Consider the following 20,213-nt stretch of genomic DNA (forward strand, 5'->3'; position numbering starts at 1 on the left):
AGGGGGGGTGTGCCGGGGCCTGGGGGGACAAGAGCCAGGCCCATCCTATGGGGAAGGTCACGAAATGGTGACGATTGGTCCGCGAGTGTCGTCATCTGCTGGACCGGGACGAGCGGCGGTCCGTACAGCACGACGCCCGGCCCACCGTGCGGTGGACCGGGCGTCGAAGGGGGAGTGTCCGCTGGTTACTTGGACTTCCCGAAGTTCGCGAACCGCTGGTTGAAGCGCTCCACGCGGCCGGCGGAGTCCATGATGCGCTGCTTGCCCGTGTAGAACGGGTGGGACTCGGAGGAGATCTCGACCTCGATGATCGGGTACTCGTTGCCGTCCTCCCACGTCTCCGTCTTGGAGGAGGTGGCGGTGGAACGAGTCAGGATGACCTTGCCGGAAGCGAGGTCACGGAAGAGAACCGGGTGGTAATCCGGGTGGATGTCAGCCTTCATGGTGTCAACCTTCTGTAGGTGCCTGGATTTTGCCAGGCACGGCGTTGCTCGGACGCGGCGCGCTCGAAAGTGAGCACACCAACCGCCTATGGTACGCCTCCGGCCCACGTCGGTCGATTCGACCCACCAGTGCATACCATCAGGAGAGGAATTCACGGGCAACGAGCTGAGGCGCCCCGCCAGGGCGCAACACCCGGCACCACACCCCGTGCCACCACTCGCAGCGGAGGTCAGTGAATGAGCACGTCACGAGCACACGGAGAGTACAAGGTCCTCGGCGGGAAGCTGGTGGTCGCGGACTTCACCGTCCACGACCACCGGCTGGCCGAGGTCTCCGTCAACGGCGACTTCTTCCTCGAGCCCGACGAGGCGCTCGCGGACATCAACGCCGCCCTCACCGGTCTGCACGAGGACACCGGTCCGCAGGAGATGGCGGCCAGGATCGAGGCGGCGTTGCCGCGCGACGCCGTGCTGTTCGGCTTCGACGCCCGAGCCGTGGTGATTGCCGTGCGCCGTGCACTGGCCAAGGCCACGAGCTGGAGCGACCACGAGTGGCAGGTGATCCCCGCGCAGGTGCGCCCCACTCTGGAGAACCTGGCCCTGGACGAGGTCCTCGCCCGGGAGGTGGGCGCGGGCCACCGTCCCCCCACGCTGCGGTTCTGGGACTGGGACGAGCCCGCCGTGGTGATCGGCTCGTTCCAGTCCGTGCGCAACGAGGTGGACCTGGAGGGCGCCCGGCGGCACGGGGTGCAGGTGGTCCGCCGCGTCTCCGGCGGTGGCGCCATGTTCATGGAGGCGGGCAACTGCATCACGTACTCGCTCTACATCCCCCAGACCCTGGTGGACGGGATGAGCTTCGCGGACTCCTACCCGTTCCTGGACGCGTGGGTCATGCAGGGGTTCGCGGACCTCGGCGTGGAGGCGTTCTACGTGCCCCTCAACGACATCGCCACGCCGCAGGGAAAGATCGGGGGAGCGGCCCAGAAACGCTTCGCCAACGGCGGGATGGTCCACCACGTGACCATGAGCTACGACATCGACGCGGACAAGATGACGGATGTGCTGCGGATCGGCAAGGAGAAGATCTCGGACAAGGGGATCCGATCCGCCAAGAAGCGGGTGGACCCGCTGCGACGCCAGACCGGCATGGCCCGCGGGGATGTCATCTCGGCCCTGACCCGCACGTTCACGGAACGCTACGGGGCCCAGGTTGGTAAGGTCTCAGACAGCGAACTCGCCGCGGCCCGGAATCTCGTCGAGCACAAGTTCGGCACGCAAGAGTGGATCCACAGGGTGCCGTAGCTAGGATGTGCGAAAGCACCCACAGCCCCGCCAGCGCCCCCGCCGGAACGCACCCCGTAGCACGGGTGCCCTGCACCGGATCCCGGTGGGTCTCGCGCGAGTCATGTCCCCCCAGCCTCGGAGAGCACATCGTGTCCACGAATCCGGTCGAGTTCAACGAAGACCAGCCCACCCCCCGCAAGAAGCACACCGGACGCAACATCCTCCTGGTGCTGCTTGGCATCGTGCTGGTGATCGGAGTGGTGGCGGGTTTCTTCGTGTGGAACCTCGCCCGCAACTTCGACAACGGCGCGCAGAACCTCGAGTCGGCGTTTCCCGAGGAGTCCAGCCGCCCCGCCAAGGGCTCCTCCGAGGATGCAGGCACCACCGTGCTGCTGCTCGGCTCCGACAAGCGCCCCGAGGGCCAGGACCCTACCGTCACGGGCTCCCGCGCGGACTCCATCATGCTGCTCCACATCCCGGAGGACGGCGGCGAGATGTACGTGATGTCCATCATGCGCGACACCTGGGTGACCATCCCCGGCCACGGCGAGGCCAAGATCAACTCCGCTCTGGACGTGGGCGGGATGCCCACCATGGTGAGCACGATCGAGGAGAACTTCGACACCCGCGTGGACGAGGTAGCCATGGTGGACTTCGCGGGCTTCGAGGGGCTCACGGACGCCCTGGGTGGCGTGACCGTGGACGTGCCCGTGTCCTTCACCTCCCAGGACGGCCACCAGTTCCAGGAGGGACCCCAGGAGATGAACGGCGAGGAGGCACTCGCCTTCGTGCGTGAGCGCTACGCCTTCCCGGACGGTGACTACCAGCGCGTGCGCAACCAGCGGGCGTACCTGGAGGGGCTGATCAACGAGCTCGTCAGCGCCGGGACGCTGACCAACCCCGTGAAGCTCAACGAGGTGGTCAAGCAGATCTCCCCGTACCTGACGGTCAGCGACGGCATCACGGCCGGATGGATCGCCCAGCAGGCCCCCAAACTGGTGGGGATGACCAGCAGCGACATCCACATGTTCACCGTGCCCAACCAGGGCGTGGGAACGTCCGCGGACGGGCAGTCGATCATCATTGCGGATGAGGCCGCCATGAAGGAGATCGGCAAGTCCATCTCGGACGGCACCCTGGACGACTACGCAAAAAAGGTGGAGCAGTCCGGCCCCTGATTCTTCCGTCCCTCTCGAAAGGGCGTGCGCGCGGTTGGAGTCAGGCTGCGGTCGAAGGAGTGGCTATCGCCCGAGAACCCTGGCGCGAGCTCGCCCGCAACCGCTTCCACGTGGCAACCGCACCACGCGATTCCGGGGGTGCGGTTGCCATGAGCCTCTCAGTACCGCCAACGGAACCGATTTGGGCCGTGCAACGGGCCAAGCCGATCCACCCCTGCAGGGACAAGGTCTTACCCATTCCCGGTCTGCCGGAGAGAACCGCGCCTCTCGACCGACCCACTGGAGCAGCCAGCTCGGCACGAGTGGGGTCACACGTAATGAGGGTTCAGTTCCGTCGCCCGAGTGCGAGGTACTGCCATCCGGCTGCCTCCCAGGTGGCAGGATCCAGCACGTTGCGGCCGTCTAAGATGGTGGGCACCTCGACGAGCGCGGCCACCGCTGCTGGGTCCATCTCCTTGAACTCGCGCCACTCGGTGAGCAGCAGCGTCATCTGGGCACCGGTCACGGCGTCCTCGAGAGAGTCCACATAGTCCAGGCGGGGATATCGCTGGGCGGCGTTCGCGTTCGCCTGGGGATCGTAGAGACGCACATCCGCACCCTGGGAATGCAGACGGGCGGCGATGTCCAGTGCGGGGGAGTCCCTCACGTCGTCGGATTCCGGTTTGAACGCCGCTCCCAGCACGGCGATCTTCGCGCCGTGGAGGGACCCTCCACACTCTTGCGCGACCAGCTGCGTGGTGCGCTCGCGTCGCCGGAGGTTGATGTCGTCCACCTCTGCCAGGAAGCGCACTGACTGGTCCAGGCCCAGCTCCGAGGCCCGCGCGCGCAGGGCGCGAATGTCCTTGGGGAGGCACCCCCCGCCGAATCCAACCCCCGCGTTGAGGAATTTCCTCCCGATGCGATCGTCCAGACCTATGGCGTCCGCGAGGGTGCGGATGTCACCCCCGACGGTCTCCGTGATCTCGGAGAGCGCGTTGATGAAGCTGATCTTGGTGGCCAGGAAGCTGTTGGCCGCCACCTTCACGAGTTCCGCAGTCTGGTAGTCGGTCACGATGAACGGTGTGTCCACGGCTAGCTGCTGGGCATAGACCTCCCGCAGGACAGCCTCGGCGCGCTCAGCTCCTGGCGTGCGCCGGGCGTCGTCGTTGTGCTCGACCCCCAGGACCATGCGATCGGGGCGCAGCGTGTCCTCCACCGCGTGACCTTCGCGCAGGAACTCGGGGTTCCAGACGAGGTCAACGGTGACGCCGTCACGAGCGGACGAGCGCGCCACGTGCTGAAGGCGCTCGGCGGAGCCCACGGGGACCGTGGACTTTCCGGCAATCACACAGTTGTGGTCGGCCGCGCGTGCGATCTGCTCCACCGCTGCGTCGACGTAGGTCATGTCCGCGGCGTGTCCGTCCCGCTTCTGCGGAGTTCCAACGCCGATGAAGTGAACGTCTCCGAAGCGGCCTGCTTCATCGTAGGAGGTGGTGAACCGCACGGCCCCCGTGGACACGTGCTTGCGCAGCAGTTCCGGCAGACCCGGCTCGTGGAACGGAACGCGTCCCGCGGCCAAGGAGTCAATCTTCGCCTGGTCCAGATCCACGCCCAGCACCTCGTGGCCGAGTTCCGCCATGGCCACGGCGTGCGTGGCCCCCAGGTATCCGGTGCCGATCACTGTCATGCGCATAAGATGATCCTTTCTGAAGAGATGGCGGGCTCAAACCCGGGAATCGCTCTCAGCGATCCGCAGTACTGCTCCGAGCATCTGCCTTTATGGGTATCTGCGAAGGCGCGGCCCCCGCGCAGTGGGGTACCTTGGCCGTTGCCCTCCGGCAAAACACGTGTCGCCGCGCCGCCCGAGGGGGGGAGTCAGATCTTGTCTACCTGGTCAGAACCTGGCCGCATTCTGCGGTTGTGGGGACCAAGGTCTCGATCTGCAGACCTTCCAGCCGTGTCGTGGGGAAAGGTTCGGCTCGTCGCCTCCGGGCGGGTGCCGTAGATCGGCATGATCGTGAACACGCAGTACATCCTTTGCTGGAACCCGTGGACGAGCCGGGACCCGCCGCGAGGTGCCGGTGCCCGTTCTTCCCCTACGTGTGGAGAGTCTATGGGAGCGGCGCGGTCAACCCCGTCAACGCGGGAATGGACGTGTCCCCCTTAGAGGGTACAGATGAACGCGCGAGTAGGAAGGATGCTTAGCCCTCGCTGCAATACACTTTTGTGCATACGAATGCATGTCCCTTCGACGTGGAAACGTCTGCATTTCCCCCCGCGCCGCCGGTGGATGATTCCCAGAATACCCGAGAACGCAATTCGATTGCACAAAACACACTTCACCTGAACAGGCGAGTTCGAGGAGAGAACCAGTGGCATCACCACTCCCGGGATCCATACCCCCCAATGCGCAGATCCCGGTCCTCATCACCTACAGCACCAGCGCAGGCCTCCAGCTGCCGCTGCCCCAGGCGACCATGCGGGAGAGCTTCACAGGACTGCAGATGCTTTCCCACCACATGTTCGAGCCCTCGGCCATCACCCTGGAGGGCTACCAGCACGACTTCACCATCATGCAGATGGGCCCCTCCGCCTTCGAGATCGAGATCCGGGCCTCGGTGTCCCGGTCCGCCCGGCTGCGCGGCCGCACGGCAGCCAAGAACCACCTCAGGACGGCCGCCATCCTGGAGCGCCTCGCGGACATGATGATCAGCATGGGGGAACTGGTGTGCTTCATTGCCAACCACCCGGACATCGAGGTGCGCTACGTGACCGGCTGCTCCGGGCAGTACTACGAGTTCCTCGTGGCCGGCCACGTGGTGCGGGCCATGGAGGCCCGTGCCGTGGAGATCCTGCCCACGCTCCCGCTGCAGGAGTCCATGCGTGCCATCCTGGCAAACCTGAAGCAGCCCGGGGTGGCGTACTGCACGCTGGAGAGACGGATCGCCGGCGTGGACTACATGCGGCGCGTGGTCATTCCGTCCTCGGACCACCTGCGGCGCTTCGCGAACGGCGGCCCGTTCTACCTGACCGCGGAGGACCTCGAGACGGCCCGGGCCCGCGTGGATCCCGCGCGCGCCGAGCAGTGGGAGGTCGTCCCCTCGTCCAAGAACGCCTACGCGGTCTGGGACCTGATCTGAGCCACGTCCGGCGGAAGCCCCGCCGGACGGGCGGCACCCGGGAGGGCGGCGCCGGGCGCGCACCCCGCGGAGCGAGGACACCACACCGCTGACCGGACACCACGCGGAGCGGGGACGACGCCGGACGGGCACCCCCGCGCTCAGCGCACCGTGCGCTTCTGGCGGTTGCCGCGCAGCAGCCGCGCCAGGTGGCGGACCCGGTCCACGTTGGAGGACACCGCCAGGTAGCCGCTGAGGACTCCCACGGTGGACATGCCTCCCACGATCAGGGGCGTGTGATACTTCTTCCACCGCTCGGGGTCCGAGGCGATGATGTGCGCGGTGCCGTTGATGGTCGCGGCAATCACGCCGCCGGCCACCACCTGGTGGCTGATCTTGGCGCCGTTCTTGAACAGCGGTTCCAGCTCGTCGGTGCGCAGGTGGACGTCGAACCCGCCGCGTTCGAGCACCACGATCAGCCGGCGCACGTACTCGGGGACGTCCACCCCCATCTGCACGGCGTCCTCCACCGTGGAGCGCAGCCGGTTGAGCAGCATCTCGGGGGAGAGCCGGTGCATGATGAAGCGCTCTGCGTACGGCTGCACCGAGGAGACCAGGTCGAACTCCGGGTCCAGGCCCGTGCCCATGGACTCCGCGGTGACGAGCATCCGCAGCAGCAGCGCGGACTGCCGGGGCAGCTGGAGCTTGTGGTGGCGCAGCACGGAGATCAGGTCCGCCATGAGCGCCCCCACGCGCACCTCCTGCAGGGGCTTGTTGGCGTAGCGGCGCATCATGACCGCCACGTCCTTCTCGATCTCCCGCTTGGAGACGTCGTGGGTGCCGCTGTCCGTGAGTCCCAGCAGTCCGGTGGCCGCGCGCCGCGGGTTGTCCTGCACCACGCCCAGCAGCAGCGTGATCAGGTGGTCGCGGAACTCCTCGGTGAGGTTGCCCACCATGCCGAAGTCGATGATCGCGATTCGGCCATCCGGTTCCACGAACAGGTTCCCTGGGTGCGGGTCCGCGTGGAAGAAGCCGTCCTCGAACACCATTTTGCAGATGGCGTCCGTGGCCTCCTTGGCCAGCAGGTGCCGGTCGACGCCCTCGGCCTCGAGAGCCGCGTAGTCGTTGATCTTGACGCCGAACATCCGCTCCATCGTGAGCACCCGGGAGGTGCTGGCCTCCCAGAAGATCTCCGGGATGTGGATCTGCGGGTGGCCCGTGAAGTTCTCGGCCATGCGCTGCGAGTTCTTGGCCTCCTGCAGGAAGTCCAGCTCGTCGCGCAGGGAGGTGCTGAACTCCTCCACGATGCCCTCGAGGTCGTAGTCCTGCGCCGCGGTCCAGTAGCGCGAAACCCACTTGGCCATGTCCTGCAGGATCTCCAGGTCCCGGTTGACCTCGTCCGTGACCCCGGGGCGGCGCACCTTCACGATGACCTGGTGCCCCTGGTAGGTGGCCGCGTGGGCCTGGCCGATGGATCCCGTGGCCACCGGCTCAGGGTCCATGTGGGTGAGGATCTCCTCGGCCTGCGAGTCCGGTTCGGCCTCGATCATCGCGCGGATCTGCTCCACGGGGATGGGCGGGGTGTTGTCCTGGAGCTTGAGCAGCTCTTCCGCGTAGCCCGGCGGCAGAAGGTCCGGGCGGGTGGAGGTCAGCTGGCCCAGCTTCACGAACGTGGGGCCCAGCTCCTCCAGCGCCATGCGCAGGTGCTCGGGCTGGGAGTGGATGGTCTGGGGGTCGATGAGCTTCACCCGCGCGAGCGGAGCCCGCCACTGGGGCTTGAGTCCGCCCAGGGCGAAGCCGAAGCCGTGCTTGGTGAGGACCTCGATGATCTGGAGGAACCGTTCGCGGCGGGAAATCATACGGCTGGACGAACCCCTTACAGCGTTCTGTGCAGATAGACGGCCATGAAGCCCGTGGCCAGGGCCACGATCATCACGAGCGTGGTGGCCAGGGGCTCCACGCCGAGCAGCACGATACCCACGACCACCAGGAGGACGGTGAGAGCCAGCAGGGCGGTCACCAGGGGCCTGAGCCCGCGGGCCACGCCGGCCACGGTGGAGCCCGCGGTGTTGCGGGCCGCGGGTGCGGTGCCGGCGGCGTCGTGCTCGGCAACGAGGGCTCCCGCGGTGTCCTGGCCCGTGCGTGTCGACTCGCCCCCGCGCCACCGCGCGGCCAGCGCCCGGGCCCCCGAGGCGGGGGAGCCCGCACCGGTGGCTTCGGGGTGGGCCGCGGTGAAGCCGCGGCGCCACTTCTTGGAGTTGCGTCCGTGATCGGACTCCACGGCCACGTAGGCCGCGGGGACCTCGTACTGCTCGGCCTCGGGCAGCAGCTCGGGGACGTCGTTGGGCAGCTCCGTGAACCACTGCGCGGGCACCTCGGGGGCGCGCGCGGCCTGCAGCGTCATGGACACCTCGAACGAGGAGCCGCGGATGGTGCCCCACACGGCGGTGAGCAGGTCGTGGTCGAAGGCGTGGTTGATGATCGGGATGAACTGCTGGGACATCTGCGTGGAGAGCCGCCCCACCTGCTTGCGCTCGTAGAGCACGTCCACGGTGTCCACGGTGACGCCGTGGGAGTTGCGCACCTTGTTGACCTCCAGCGTGAGGATCACGCGGCCCTCACCGGAGGCGGGCACGATCGAGTGCAGGTACTCGGCGAAGTCCTGCTCGTCAAGCACTTTGATGGAGGAGCCCTGGGGCAGCACGGCGGCCTGCGCAGGCGCGGTGTTCAGGGGGAACAGCAGGTCCGGGGGAGCGATGTCGATCACCGCGCGCGCATCCACCTCCGCCACGCCGTCCTGGCGCAGCAGCTCGGCCTCCAGGTGCAGGGGAACCACGGGCGTGTAGCCGGAGGCGATCACGCGGGAGAGCGGGTGCCAGTACCGGTGCGCGTCCTGCGAGGACAGGTGGGCCACCTTGTTCTCGCCCACGCGCACGGACACGGTGCGCGGGTCGAAGGGGTTGTCCGGCTCCGGCACGAGCGCGGCCATGCCGTTCCACGTCTGCGCGCGACCCGCGGAGAGACCCCCGAACACCCGCATGATCTCGGTGTCGTAGAAGTTCTCGGTGACGACGTCCAAGGACCCTCGGTCGTTGAGCGCGTAATCGGTCATGGTCTCCCTCGCTGTAGCACTGGCGGTTCCTCCGCCGCAGCATCTGCCCTCATGCTATCCGTTGATCCAGGTGCATCGATGTTCATCCACTGGGAGGACATGACCGGTCCTGGCTCAGCGGGACAGGCACATCAGCTGCAGGGTCACCGCGCGCTGGGCGTCGTCGAGCAGCTCGGTGACGATGCGCCGCAGGGCCGCGGGAGCGTCGTCGTGCGCGTCCAGCCAGGTGCGGGCCGCGCGGACCACGGGATGCTGCGCGGCCGCTCCCGCCGAGTCCCCGGCGGGAGTCCCCGCCGCGCCCGACGACGCCGCCTGGGCGTCCACCGCGCGCGGGAACAGCCCGCGGACCATCCGGGTGGCGATCTCCATGGAGTGCCCGGCCCACCACGCGGTGAGCTGCTCGAAGTAGACGTCCTCGTAGCGGCGCAGCACCGTGGGCGCCGCGAGCTGGAAGCCGGCAATGGTGGCGCTGAGCTCGTCGTTGGACAGCGTGCCGGAGACGATCCGCTCCCACGCCTGCTGTTTGGAACGGTCCGAGCGCATGGCCGCGACCGCCTCGAGGTAGCCCAGGTGACCGTCCCGCGTGGGGTCCTGGGCGTGCTCGGACTCCAGCTCGGAGACGGTGCTGTGCCCGGTGGCGGTCACCGCGGTGAGCATGCTCCAGCGCAGCTGCGGCGTGAGCTCCAGACCGGGGACGGTGTGCACACCGCCCAGCCACTCCTGGATGGGCCGGGCGTACTTCCCGTCCCGTGCCGCCTCCCGGGCGAAGGCGCGCGCCAGGATCAGCTGCGCGTCCGAACCGGGCTCCGCGGCCAGCATGGCCTCACCCAGTGCGTCGAGCAGAGCCCGGCGCGCGGCGGTGCGGTGCGTCACGGGCACGTACTGGCCCAGGGCCTGGCGCGCGTGGTCCAGGACCGTGGTGAGGATCGCCGCGTGGGACTCGGTGGTGCACCGGCGGGCCACCATGAGCACGTACTCGCGCGGGCACAGGCGCCCGTCCCGCACCGCGGCCCACAGCTGCGAGTGCGCCACGGCGCGGGCCAGGGAATCGGTGATCTCACCCACGAGCTCCACCAGCCCGGCCAGGGAGGCCGGATCCGGGTGGGCCAGGCAGTAGGTGAGGTCCGTGTCGTTGACCAGCACGACGGCGCCGGTCGGCTCGACCGCGGACGCGGCGGTGGCGGCGCCGCCAGCAACGGTCTGCCCGGCAGCGGCGCCGGTGGCCGACGGTCCGGTCACACCGGTGAGCTCGGTGGGCCGGTCCTCGGCGGGCACGCGCACCTCCGCGCGGGTGGTGTTCTCCACCGACCCCTCGGCGGTGCGGGCGTAGGTGCCCACGGTCAGCACGTGGGGGCGCAGGGGCTCGGCGCGCTGGGTGAGCGTGGCGGGGGAGCCCGCGGCCGCGGCGTCGGCGGTGACCGCCAGCACGGGAACACCCGTGGTGCGCAGCCACTGGTCCGCCCACGCGCGGACGTCGTGGTCGCACGCCTCGTCCAGGACCGCGAGGAAGTCGTCCAGGCTGGTGTTGCCGAAGGCGAAGCGGCGGAAGTAGGCGCGGCACGCGTCCATGAAGGCGTCCTCGCCCACGAAGGCCACCAGCTGCTTGAGCACCGAGGCGCCCTTGGCGTAGGTGATGCCGTCGAAGTTCTGCCGCGCGGCCTCCAGGTCCACGATGTCCGCGACGACCGGGTGCGTGGTGCGCAGCTGGTCCTGCCGGTACGCCCACTCCTTGCGGGCCAGCGCGAACGTGACCCACGCATCCGTGTACTGCGTGGCGTGCACGCACGCGTACGCGCCCATGAACTCCGCGAAGGACTCCTTCAGCCACAGGTCGTCCCACCACTGCATGGTCACCAGGTCCCCGAACCACATGTGGGACATCTCGTGCATCAGCGTGTTCGCGCGGCCCGCGAGCTGGGCGCGCGTGGCACCGGACGGGAACAGGTAGTCCTCCGTGAACGTGACCATTCCCGGGTTCTCCATGGCCCCCAGGTTGTACTCCGGCACGAACGCCTGCTCGTACTTGCCCCACGGGTACGCAAAGCCGAACAGCTGCGGGAAGAAGTCCAGCCCCTGCTTGGTGAGGGTGAACAGCTCCTCGGCGTCCATGTGCCCGGCGAGCGCCCGCCGGCAGTGCAGCGCGAGCGGGACGGTCACGGGCTCGCCGTGGGAATCGGTGCCGCGCCACTCGTCCGTGACCGTGGCGTACGGCCCCGCGAGGATGGTGGTGATGTAGGAGGAGATCCGCAGGGTGGGTGCGAACTCGTGGCTCACGGCCCCCGGAGCCTCGCAGTCCTCGGTGGGCGTGGAGGCCACCAGCTCCCCGTTGGACGCCGCGATCCAGTCCTGCGGGGTGACCACCGTGAACGTGAAGGCGGCCTTGAGGTCAGGCTGCTCGAACACCGCGAACACCCGGCGGCAGTCCGCGGGCTCGTACTGGGTGTAGATGTACACCTCGCCGTCCTGCGGGTCGATGTAGCGGTGCAGACCCTCACCCGAGCGCGAGTACAGGGCACGGCCGAGCACCCGCAGCTCGTTCGCCTGACCCAGCTCGGGCAGCCGGATCCGGTCCCCGTCCACCACGTCGTCCACGTCCAGGAGCTCACCGTTGAGCTCCACCTCCGTGACCGTGTCGTGGATGAAGTCGATGAACGTCTCCGCGCCCTCCTCGGCGGTGAACCGCACCGTGACCTCCGAGCCGAAGGTGGTGCTCTCGGGGTTCTGCGCCCCCGAGAGGTCCACCGTGACCCGGTAGTCCTCCACCCGGATCTGCTCGGCACGCGTGGCTGCTTCTTCTCTGGTCAGGCTGGCTCCCATGCCCCCAGTGTAGGCACGGGGCGGTGTCGCCGGTCACACGGCTACACCGCCCGCCCTGTGCGCCTACTTCTCGAAGCGGTAGTTCTTGGGCGCGACCGTGAGGCCGGACTCCGTGACCGTGAGACCGCGGGCGAGGTCCTGCTCCCGGTCCAGGCCCACGGTGAAGCCCGGAGGAACCACCACGTTCTTGTCCAGGATGCAGCGGTGGACCGTGGCGCCCGCACCGATCTGGACGTTCTGCATCAGCACGGACTCGGTCACGCGCGCGTCGTGCTCCACCTTGACCTTGGGGGAGAGCACCGAGGAGCCCACGTGGCCGCCCGTGATGAGCACGCCGGGGGAGACGATGGAGTCGAAGGCCACGCCCGCCTGGCCGTTGGGCCCGCGCACCGTCCTGGCGGGGGGCGCCATGATCTGGTGCGTGTAGATGGGCCAGTCGTAGTTGTAGAGGTTGAACACCGGCAGCGGACGGATCAGGTCCATGTGGGACTCGTAGTACGAGTCCAGGGTGCCCACGTCCCGCCAGTACTGCCGGTCCCGCGCCGTGGAGCCCGGGACGTCGTTGTGCGTGAAGTCGTAGACCACGGCCTCCCCGCGCTGCGAGAAGTACGGCATGATGTCCCCGCCCATGTCGTGGTGGGTGTCCGCCTTCTCGTTGTCCGTGCGCAGCGCCTCCACGAGGGCGTCCCGGTCGAACACGTAGTTGCCCATCGAGGCCAGGAACGAGTCGGGATCGTCCGGCAGGGGAGTGGTGGTGTCCGGCTTCTCCACGAAGCGCGCGATCTTCGCGGGATCGTGCGGGTCCGTCTCGATCACGCCGAAGGACTTCACCATCTCCATGGGCTGGCGCACGGCGGCCACCGTGGCCTTGGCCCCGGACTCGATGTGCTTCTCCACCATGTCCGCGAAGTCCATGCGGTACACGTGGTCCGCTCCCACGACCACCACGATGTCCGGATCGGCGTCGTCGATCAGGTTCATGGACTGGTAGATGGCGTTGGCCGAGCCCAGGAACCAGTCCTTGCCGCGGCGCTGCTGCGCGGGCACGGACGTCACGTAGTTGCCCAGCTGCGTGGACAGCCGCCACGTCTCGGACAGGTGGCGGTCCAGGGAGTGGGACTTGTACTGCGTGAGCACCACGATCTGCAGGTACCCGGAGTTCACCAGGTTGGACAGCGCGAAGTCGATCAGCCGGTAGCCTCCCGCGAACGGAACGGCGGGCTTGGCGCGGTCCTCCGTGAGCGGCATCAGCCGCTTGCCCTCACCGCCGGCCAGCACGATCGCCAGGACCTTCTTCTGTCGTGACATACGTAGCACTCCACTTCCCGAGACGGTCAGGGCCCGCGGGCCGCGACGCGGCGTCGACGTCATCTGGTCTTCCCTGTCATTGTGTCCCACTCCACCTGGGCTGACACAACACCGCCCCGAACTCGCGGCAACTTTTCACCCCCGCCAGGAGCCTGCCGCCCGTCTCCACCGCATCAGCGTCCAGGGCCCGCACGACGACGCCGCCCGCGCCCCTCCCACGCACCACCCCTGCAGGGGTGAGGACCAGCGACGCGTGGTTGCGGACGGGCGTGCAGACCGGCTCCGCGTGCTTCCTGCCGTCGTGGGGGCAGGGCCCAACGACGCAGACCGTCGTCCACCGGACCGTCGCGACGCGGACCCTCGTCACACGGGCCAGGGGGGCGCAGCGCCAGCGCACGCTTCGTACCGCGGCGACCGGGCGGCGCGGCCCGAGGGACGCCTGTGGCGCGCGGAGGCCGTGCAGTACGCTCGCACTGTGCGAGTAGACATCCTGAGCAAAGAATTCCCGCCGGCCATTTACGGGGGAGCGGGGGTGCACGTGGCCGAGCTGTCCCGCGTGCTCGCACCGCTCGTGGACCTCAACGTCCGCTGCTTCGGTGAACCCCGGGAACCGGACTTCCACGGTGCACGGGTCAAGGCCTACCCGGTGCCCACCGAGCTCGGTGACGCGAACGCCGCCGTGCAGACCCTGGGCGTGGACCTCACCATGGTCCAGGACGTTGCCGGGGCCGACCTGGTGCACTCCCACACCTGGTACGCGAACATGGGCGGGCACCTCTCCTCCCTGATGTACGACATCCCGCACGTGCTCTCCGCCCACTCCCTGGAGCCCCTGCGCCCGTGGAAGGCCGAGCAGCTCGGGGGCGGCTACCGCGTGTCCTCGTTCGCGGAGCAGACCTCCTACGAGGCCGCGGCCGCGATCATCGCCGTGTCCGAGGGGATGCGCCAGGACATCCTGCGCTCCTACCCGGCCGTGGACCCCGAGCGCGTGCGCACCGTGCACAACGGCATCGACGTCTCCCAGTGGAACCGGGACGAGGCCACCGACGTCCTGGAGGAGTACGGCATCGACCCCGCCCGGCCTTCCGTGGTCTTCGTGGGCCGCGTGACCCGCCAGAAGGGTGTGCCCTACCTGCTGCGTGCCGCCCTGCAGCTGCCGCCCGAGGTGCAGCTGGTGCTGTGCGCCGGAGCCGCCGACACCCCCGAGCTCGGCGCCGAGGTCAACGCACTGATCGAGCAGCTCAAGAGCGAACGGGACGGCGTGGTGCTCATCGAGAAGATGCTGCCCCGCCGCGAGGTCATCCAGATCCTCTCCCACGCCACCGCCTTCGCGTGCCCGTCCGTGTACGAGCCCCTGGGCATCGTCAACCTCGAGGCCATGGCCTGCGGCGCCGCCGTGGTCGCCTCCGCCACCGGCGGCATCCCCGAGGTCGTCGCCGACGGCCAGACCGGAACCCTGGTCCCCATCGAGCAGGTCACCGACGGCACCGGAACCCCCCTGGACCCCCAGAAGTTCGTGGACGACTTCGCCGCCGCCCTCACGGACATGGTCTCCGACCCCGAGCGCGCTCGCCGCATGGGTGAGGCCGGACGACGCCGCGTGGAGCAGCACTTCTCGTGGGAATCCATTGCCCAGCAGACCCTGGAGGTCTACCGCTCGGTGCTCTGACGCCCACCCCGGCACGGGAGACCCGCACCTCGCGTCCCCCGGCTCGGACCCCGGCACCCTCGGACCGCATGGTCCCTGGGCGCCGGGGTCCGTTCATGTCCGGGACGCAGGGCCCACCGGGCAGCTCGGGGGGGGGGTTCTTCACCCGGCGACAGGTTCGGTGCGTGGGGACTGCCGTGCCAGGACGTCCTGCCCCGCGGGCTCGTCAGCCCATGGCGGGCGCGGAGTCCTGGCCCGGCTGGGCCAGAACACCGCTCAACAGGTGCTCGACCGCCTGCACGTAGGCCTCGTGCGTCTGCTTCGGATCCTCTGAGAGGCTCACCTGCACCATGTAGCCCTGGACCAGCCCGATGAAAGCGGGACGGAGGCGGTCGGCCAGCCGATCGGCGTCGTCCTCCACCAGGCCGCGCTCGCTGCGCAGCCACGCGCTCAGGTAGCGGCGCAGGTGGCTGCCCGCCTCCGCGAGGATTCCGCGCGCCGCCACCTGCAGCTCGGGGCGGCGGACCGACTCGCCCCACACCTGCAGGGGCAGACCGGGGAACGTGGCGCCCTCCGGCAGGTCCGTGACCACCATGGCCATGGCGCGCGCCGGGTGGGGGAGCGGGCTCTGGGAGTGCAGGCGGTCCAGAGCCCCCAGCCGGTCGCGCATCACGCCGCGGCTCGCGTCCAGGAAGAGGTCGTCCTTGCCCCGGTAGTAGACGTACACGGCGCCGGCCGAGAGGCCCGACTCCGCGATGATGTCCGCCATGGACACCGCCGAGAAGCCCTTGCGCCCGATGCAGACCAGGGCGGCGTCCTGAATCCGACGCCGCATCTGCTCCTTGTGCTCTTCCGTGACCTTGGGCACGTCCACCTCCAAAAACGAATGATCGTTCTTGACAGCCTAGCCGAGCGGGTCCACACTTTCCAAGAACAATCATTCTTTTTGAAAGGGGTGGGTCATGTCCCACGTCCAGACCCCGCAGCCGCGACGGCGCCCCGACTGGCTCAAGAGCGTCAGAGCGGCCCTGATCGCCTCGGGCGTGGTGGCCGTCGTGCTGCTCGCCTTCGCCTGGCCCACGATGACCTCGACCACCGCGAACCTGCCCGTGGCGATCGTCGGCACGCAGGAGCAGATCGACGCCGTGACCGAGAAGATGCCGGAGAACGTGCTGGACCTGCACCCGGTGGCCCACCGGGAGGACGCCGTCAACGGGATCAGGACCCGCGAGGTGTACGGCGGGATCGTGCTGGGGGAGCAGCCCGAGTTCCTCACGGCCAGCGCGGCGAGCCCCGTGGCGTCACAGATGCTCAGCGGCATGGCCACGACCGTGCAGCGCGGCATCGACCAGCAGGTCATCGAGGGAACCACGGAGGCGCTCGAGAAGGTCAAGGAGGCCGCGACCAAGGGGCCCGCGGGCATGGCGGCACTGAGCCAGCAGGCCCCGCAACAGCAGGCTGGCACTCCGCCCACGGTGACCACCACGGACGTGGTCCCGCTGTCCGAGGACGACCCGAAGGGGAGTGGGCTGGCCATCGCAGGGCTGCCCCTGACCATGGGCGGAATGATCGGCGGCATCCTGATCTCCACGCTGGTGACCGGGGTGCGCAAGCACCTGCTGGCACTGGGGCTGTACGGAGTCATCGGAGGTTTCGTGCTGGCCGCCATCCTGCAGGGGCTGTTCGGAATCCTGCAGGCCAACTTCCTGGCCAACTGGGCCGCCATCGGGCTGGGGATCACCGCCACCGCCTCGGTGATCGTGGGGTTGAGCTCACTCATCGGACGAGCGGGGCTGGCCGTGGGTGCGATCCTCACGATGTTCATCGGCAACCCGATCTCGGCGCTGACCTCACCCAAGGAGTTCATCCTGGCGCCGTTCGGGGAGATCGGGCAGTGGCTGGTGCCGGGCCTGTCCGGAACACTGCTGCGGGATCTCTCGTACTTCCCGGAGGCGAACATCGCCGCTCAGGTGTGGGCACTGATTGCCTGGGTGACTCTGGGGATCGTGCTGACATTCCTGGGCCACCACAGGAACGAGTCGTCGCTCACGGGCAAGGATGGGGCGTCGGAACCGGTGGTGGCTGCGGCCTGAGAGGCACTGGGTCGCCCTCAGGGAAACACTCCGAGGGCGACCGCCGCGAATGGCTGCCCGTCGGTGACTACGCTGACCACGCTGACCACGGTGATCAACCGGGAGCCTGCAGCTGAGCATTGTGCTTCGAGGCGGGCGGCCAGAGCGGGTGGTCTGCGGCCGACGGGACGTGATCGGGCGGACAGAGGATGAACGCAGAGGACGAAGGGGAGTCATCGGGCGACGGTTCCCCTTCGTCCGTTCCGCTGTACTTTACATAATGTACATTATCGGTTGTAAGTGTACGGGGCGGGATGCCAAGGAACGGCACTGTCGCTCAACCCCCATCCAGTGTCGTCCCCGCTCGTGGAATGCAGCACGGCGGACATCTTCATCAGGCCCAGTTCGCCCGTCCTCGTGACAGCGGCGCGCAGCACCACGACGGCCCGCGGGCGTTTGGGCACGGGCGTACTACGCATCGATGCGCAGTACCCCATCACCACGCAACTGGTACAAAACCCCAGAACCACGGAACGGCACACACCGTCGGACGCCTCCGCGCCGCATCATGGATCCAGTGGCGGGCGCTCCCCGTTGACGACCCAGTGGCTCACCGGTCAGTGTGCAGGACCTCAGGACGGGGTCTGCGTCCAGCCGCCCCAAAGCTGTCCGAACAGGCAATTCGAGAGGATCCCACCGTGACCCACTACATGCTCACCGTGTTCCACCCCCAGGGCGCTCAGGCCGCCGACGCGGTCTACCCGTCACCCGAGGCCATGCAGCGCGCCGTGGACGCCGTGGCGCGGTTCAACGCCGAGCTCCAGGAATCAGGTCAGTGGGTGTACGCAGGTGGCCTGACGGCTCCGGAGGCAGCCCACGTTGTGGATGCCACCAGCGCCGGGCAGAGCGAACCCCGCGTGACCCCCGGCCCGATGACGGACACTGGACCGGTCATGGGCGGCTTCTGGGTGCTGCAGAGCGAGAACGAGGCAACAGCCCTGCAGCGTGCGGCCCAGGCGTCTGCTGCGTGCGGGCAGCGCGTGGAGCTCCGAGCCCTCGAGGGGTGAGAAGGGCACGACTCCCCCGTTGTGCCACCCCTCAGAGGGGCGGCGCTACTTCATGTCTTACCTGAGCATTGCAACTTTTTATTCGATTCTCACTGCAGACTTGAAGCAGCGAACGGGCGATAGCATCGAAACCATGGACTCCGAGACGCACCACGGCACGCCCGACCGCTCACTCACCTCTCCCCCGGCATCCCCCGGCCCCGTGACGCACCGCCCGGGTGACCGGTGGCCCGTGTACCTGGCCACCGACCTCCTGCTGGTCGTGGTGTTCGCCGGCATCGGCCGCGCGAGCCACGGCGAGAGCCTTTCGGGGATCCTCCTGACCGCGTGGCCGTTCCTCGTGGGTGCGCTCCTGGGCTGGCTGGCCTGTCGGGGAACCCGCCACCCCGCCGCAGTGATCCCCACGGGCCTCTCGGTGTGGCTGTGCGCCGAGGTGGGCGGCATGGTGCTGCGCACCCTCACCGGCCAGGGCACGGCGTTGCCGTTCGTGGTGGTGAGCCTCGTGACCCTCGCGGTCCTCCTCATCGGCTACCGACTGGTGCTGGCGCTGATCCGTCACCTGCGCTCTCGCTGAGACGGTTCCGCACCCCACCCGCAACCGCCGCCTCGTGAATGCCACGGGCCCCGCTAGGCTGGGACGACCCGTGGAAAGGAACCCCATGTTCACCGCCATCGTTCTGATCAAGACCTCCTCGGACCGCATACCCGAGGTCGCGCAGGAGGTCTCCGACATCCGCGGGGTCTCCGAGGTCTACTCCGTGACCGGCGAGTGGGACCTCATCGCCATGGTGCGGGTGGACCGCCACGAGCAGCTGGCCGACGTCATCGCGGACGAGCTCTCCAAGGTGCCGGGCGTGGTCTCCACCAGCACCAACATCGCCTTCCGCACCTACAGCACCCACGACCTCGACGCCGCGTTCTCCCTCGGCATCGACGACTGAGACCCGACCACACGCGAACGCCGCCCACCCCGTGGAAGGGGTGGGCGGCGTCGTCGTTCCGGGGAGACCGGCTCCCCCGGGCCGCTTTACGCCGCGGCGAAGGCCACCCAGCGTGCCAGGACGTCCCGGGCCGCTCCGGAGTCCACGGACTCCTCGGCCCGGCGCAGCGCAGCCGTGAACCGGTCCATGAACGCCCCGTCGGCCGACTCCTCTGCTGCCACGAGCCCGGCGGCCGCGTTGAGCAGCACGGCGTGACGCACGTGTCCCGGGGCCCCGTCCAGCACGTCGCGCACCACGCCGGCGTTGTAGACGGCGTCCCGGCCCCGCAGGTCCTCCACGGTGGCGCGGGGCATGTCCAGGTCCAGGGGGTCCAGCGAGTGCTCCTGGATCTCGCCGTCGCGCACCTCCCACACGTCAGACGGCGCGGTGACCGTGAGCTCGTCGAGTCCGTCGCCCCCGCGGAACACGAGGGCACGGTCGCCACGGTTGCGGAAGACCCCGGCCATCAGGGGCGCCAGGGCGGCGTCGGCCACCCCGATCGCGGACGACCGCACCCGCGCGGGGTTCGTGAGGGGCCCCAGGAAGTTGAACGCGGTGGCCACGCCCAGGGACTTGCGGGCCGTGGCCGCAAAGCGCATTGAAGGGTGGAAGGTCTGGGCGAAGAGGAAGGTGATGCCCACCTCCGTGGCCGCGCGACGCACCCGGTCCACGGGCATGTCCAGCTGCACCCCCAGCACCTCGAGCACGTCTGCGGAGCCGGACTTGGACGACGACGCCCGGTTGCCGTGCTTGACCACCCGCGCGCCCGCCCCGGCGCACACGAGGGCCGCCATCGTGGAGATGTTGACGCTCGAGAGCCGGTCCCCGCCCGTTCCCACGATGTCCAGGGACGGCCCCGGCACCGAGATGGGGTGGGCACGAGCCACCATGGCGTCGGCCAGCCCGTTGAGCTCGGCGACGCTCTCCCCCTTGGTCCGCAGCGCCATGAGGAAACCCGCGATCACGGCGTCCGGAACCTCCCCCGCCATGATGCGGTCCATGGCCCAGTAGGCCTGGTCCCAGGAGAGGTCCTCGCCCTGGGACAGCGTGGTGAGGAGATCGGGCCACTGGGCGGGCGTCACGGTGCTGCTGGAGGTGGTAGTCACGCCATCGACTCTACCGTCCAGCAGACCGCGCTCCACGGCCCGGAACCCGCCCCGATCAGTGCAGTAGCGCGGTCTGCTGGACGGTAGAGTCGATGGCGTG

Annotated in this window: 16 protein-coding genes; 8 read left to right on the forward strand and 8 right to left on the reverse strand. The window is 68.8% G+C overall.

The window, feature by feature from the left end:
* Positions 1-185 precede the first annotated feature (185 nt).
* Positions 186-443 carry a type B 50S ribosomal protein L31 gene (locus tag QL985_RS08990; protein WP_019309201.1) on the reverse strand — a complete coding sequence of 86 codons (258 nt, stop codon included), beginning with the start codon at positions 441-443 and terminating at the stop codon, positions 186-188.
* Between the two features lie 237 nt (positions 444-680).
* On the opposite strand from QL985_RS08990, the gene QL985_RS08995 reads away from it, so the two are divergent.
* Both QL985_RS08995 and QL985_RS09000 read left to right on the forward strand, forming a co-directional pair.
* Positions 681-1,745, forward strand: a complete 1,065-nt coding sequence (locus QL985_RS08995; RefSeq protein WP_019309202.1) for a biotin/lipoate A/B protein ligase family protein — start codon at positions 681-683, stop codon at positions 1,743-1,745.
* A gap of 131 nt (positions 1,746-1,876) precedes the next feature.
* The gene (locus tag QL985_RS09000; RefSeq protein ID WP_019309203.1) at positions 1,877-2,905 is read left to right on the forward strand and encodes an LCP family protein; all 1,029 of its coding nucleotides are present in this window, start codon (positions 1,877-1,879) and stop codon (positions 2,903-2,905) included.
* Positions 2,906-3,230: 325 nt separating this feature from the next.
* Here QL985_RS09000 and QL985_RS09005 read toward each other — a convergent pair whose 3' ends face one another.
* The gene (locus QL985_RS09005) at positions 3,231-4,577 is read right to left on the reverse strand and encodes a UDP-glucose/GDP-mannose dehydrogenase family protein (RefSeq protein ID WP_019309204.1); all 1,347 of its coding nucleotides are present in this window, start codon (positions 4,575-4,577) and stop codon (positions 3,231-3,233) included.
* 679 nt (positions 4,578-5,256) lie between these two features.
* On the opposite strand from QL985_RS09005, the gene QL985_RS09010 reads away from it, so the two are divergent.
* Positions 5,257-6,024 (forward strand): hypothetical protein, encoded by a 768-nt coding sequence (locus tag QL985_RS09010; protein ID WP_039101176.1) that lies wholly within the window; start codon positions 5,257-5,259, stop codon positions 6,022-6,024.
* Between the two features lie 140 nt (positions 6,025-6,164).
* Here the strand turns inward: QL985_RS09010 and QL985_RS09015 are convergent, their stop codons facing one another.
* The 4 genes from QL985_RS09015 to glgC all read right to left on the reverse strand — a co-directional run bounded on the left by QL985_RS09015 (position 6,165) and on the right by glgC (position 13,240).
* Entirely contained in the window at positions 6,165-7,862 is a 1,698-nt protein-coding gene (locus QL985_RS09015) for an AarF/ABC1/UbiB kinase family protein (protein WP_039101175.1), read from the reverse strand.
* A 17-nt stretch (positions 7,863-7,879) separates the two neighbouring features.
* The gene (locus tag QL985_RS09020) at positions 7,880-9,115 is read right to left on the reverse strand and encodes a hypothetical protein (RefSeq protein WP_121240707.1); all 1,236 of its coding nucleotides are present in this window, start codon (positions 9,113-9,115) and stop codon (positions 7,880-7,882) included.
* A 114-nt stretch (positions 9,116-9,229) separates the two neighbouring features.
* Positions 9,230-11,932 carry an aminopeptidase N gene (pepN, locus tag QL985_RS09025; protein WP_039101173.1) on the reverse strand — a complete coding sequence of 901 codons (2,703 nt, stop codon included), beginning with the start codon at positions 11,930-11,932 and terminating at the stop codon, positions 9,230-9,232.
* A gap of 63 nt (positions 11,933-11,995) precedes the next feature.
* Positions 11,996-13,240 carry a glucose-1-phosphate adenylyltransferase gene (glgC, locus tag QL985_RS09030; RefSeq protein WP_039101172.1) on the reverse strand — a complete coding sequence of 415 codons (1,245 nt, stop codon included), beginning with the start codon at positions 13,238-13,240 and terminating at the stop codon, positions 11,996-11,998.
* Positions 13,241-13,715: 475 nt separating this feature from the next.
* On the opposite strand from glgC, the gene glgA reads away from it, so the two are divergent.
* Positions 13,716-14,909: a glycogen synthase gene (gene glgA, locus QL985_RS09035; RefSeq protein WP_039101272.1), complete on the forward strand. Its 1,194-nt coding sequence runs from the start codon at positions 13,716-13,718 to the stop codon at positions 14,907-14,909.
* 205 nt (positions 14,910-15,114) lie between these two features.
* Here the strand turns inward: glgA and QL985_RS09040 are convergent, their stop codons facing one another.
* A complete protein-coding gene (locus tag QL985_RS09040; RefSeq protein WP_235005061.1) occupies positions 15,115-15,756 on the reverse strand; it encodes a TetR/AcrR family transcriptional regulator in 642 nt (213 codons plus the stop codon).
* Positions 15,757-15,850: 94 nt separating this feature from the next.
* Between QL985_RS09040 and QL985_RS09045 the strand changes: the two genes are divergently transcribed.
* From QL985_RS09045 to QL985_RS09060, 4 genes are all read left to right on the forward strand, one after another.
* The gene (locus QL985_RS09045; RefSeq protein WP_259905803.1) at positions 15,851-16,981 is read left to right on the forward strand and encodes an ABC transporter permease; all 1,131 of its coding nucleotides are present in this window, start codon (positions 15,851-15,853) and stop codon (positions 16,979-16,981) included.
* 677 nt (positions 16,982-17,658) lie between these two features.
* Complete coding sequence (locus tag QL985_RS09050) at positions 17,659-18,027, forward strand: YciI family protein (RefSeq protein WP_144801568.1); 369 nt, start codon at positions 17,659-17,661, stop codon at positions 18,025-18,027.
* Positions 18,028-18,160: 133 nt separating this feature from the next.
* Positions 18,161-18,601: a DUF3054 domain-containing protein gene (locus QL985_RS09055; RefSeq protein WP_144801565.1), complete on the forward strand. Its 441-nt coding sequence runs from the start codon at positions 18,161-18,163 to the stop codon at positions 18,599-18,601.
* Positions 18,602-18,686: 85 nt separating this feature from the next.
* Positions 18,687-18,968 (forward strand): Lrp/AsnC ligand binding domain-containing protein, encoded by a 282-nt coding sequence (locus QL985_RS09060; protein ID WP_029603117.1) that lies wholly within the window; start codon positions 18,687-18,689, stop codon positions 18,966-18,968.
* A gap of 86 nt (positions 18,969-19,054) precedes the next feature.
* Here QL985_RS09060 and trpD read toward each other — a convergent pair whose 3' ends face one another.
* Positions 19,055-20,113 carry an anthranilate phosphoribosyltransferase gene (gene trpD / locus QL985_RS09065; protein WP_144801562.1) on the reverse strand — a complete coding sequence of 353 codons (1,059 nt, stop codon included), beginning with the start codon at positions 20,111-20,113 and terminating at the stop codon, positions 19,055-19,057.
* Between the last annotated feature and the right edge of the window lie 100 nt (positions 20,114-20,213).

The organism is Kocuria sp. APC 4018, from assembly GCF_030407675.1.
GTDB classification, from domain to species: domain Bacteria; phylum Actinomycetota; class Actinomycetes; order Actinomycetales; family Micrococcaceae; genus Kocuria; species Kocuria rhizophila.

Coding starts and splice junctions, on each gene's coding strand:
- QL985_RS08990 (WP_019309201.1), bottom strand. CDS start 443: ATGAAGGCTGACATCCACCCGGATTACCACCCGGTTCTCTTCCGTGAC.
- QL985_RS09015 (WP_039101175.1), bottom strand. CDS start 7,862: ATGATTTCCCGCCGCGAACGGTTCCTCCAGATCATCGAGGTCCTCACC.
- QL985_RS09060 (WP_029603117.1), top strand. CDS start 18,687: ATGTTCACCGCCATCGTTCTGATCAAGACCTCCTCGGACCGCATACCC.
- QL985_RS09020 (WP_121240707.1), bottom strand. CDS start 9,115: ATGACCGATTACGCGCTCAACGACCGAGGGTCCTTGGACGTCGTCACC.
- QL985_RS09045 (WP_259905803.1), top strand. CDS start 15,851: ATGTCCCACGTCCAGACCCCGCAGCCGCGACGGCGCCCCGACTGGCTC.
- QL985_RS09005 (WP_019309204.1), bottom strand. CDS start 4,577: ATGCGCATGACAGTGATCGGCACCGGATACCTGGGGGCCACGCACGCC.
- QL985_RS09055 (WP_144801565.1), top strand. CDS start 18,161: ATGGACTCCGAGACGCACCACGGCACGCCCGACCGCTCACTCACCTCT.
- glgC (WP_039101172.1), bottom strand. CDS start 13,240: ATGTCACGACAGAAGAAGGTCCTGGCGATCGTGCTGGCCGGCGGTGAG.
- pepN (WP_039101173.1), bottom strand. CDS start 11,932: ATGGGAGCCAGCCTGACCAGAGAAGAAGCAGCCACGCGTGCCGAGCAG.
- QL985_RS08995 (WP_019309202.1), top strand. CDS start 681: ATGAGCACGTCACGAGCACACGGAGAGTACAAGGTCCTCGGCGGGAAG.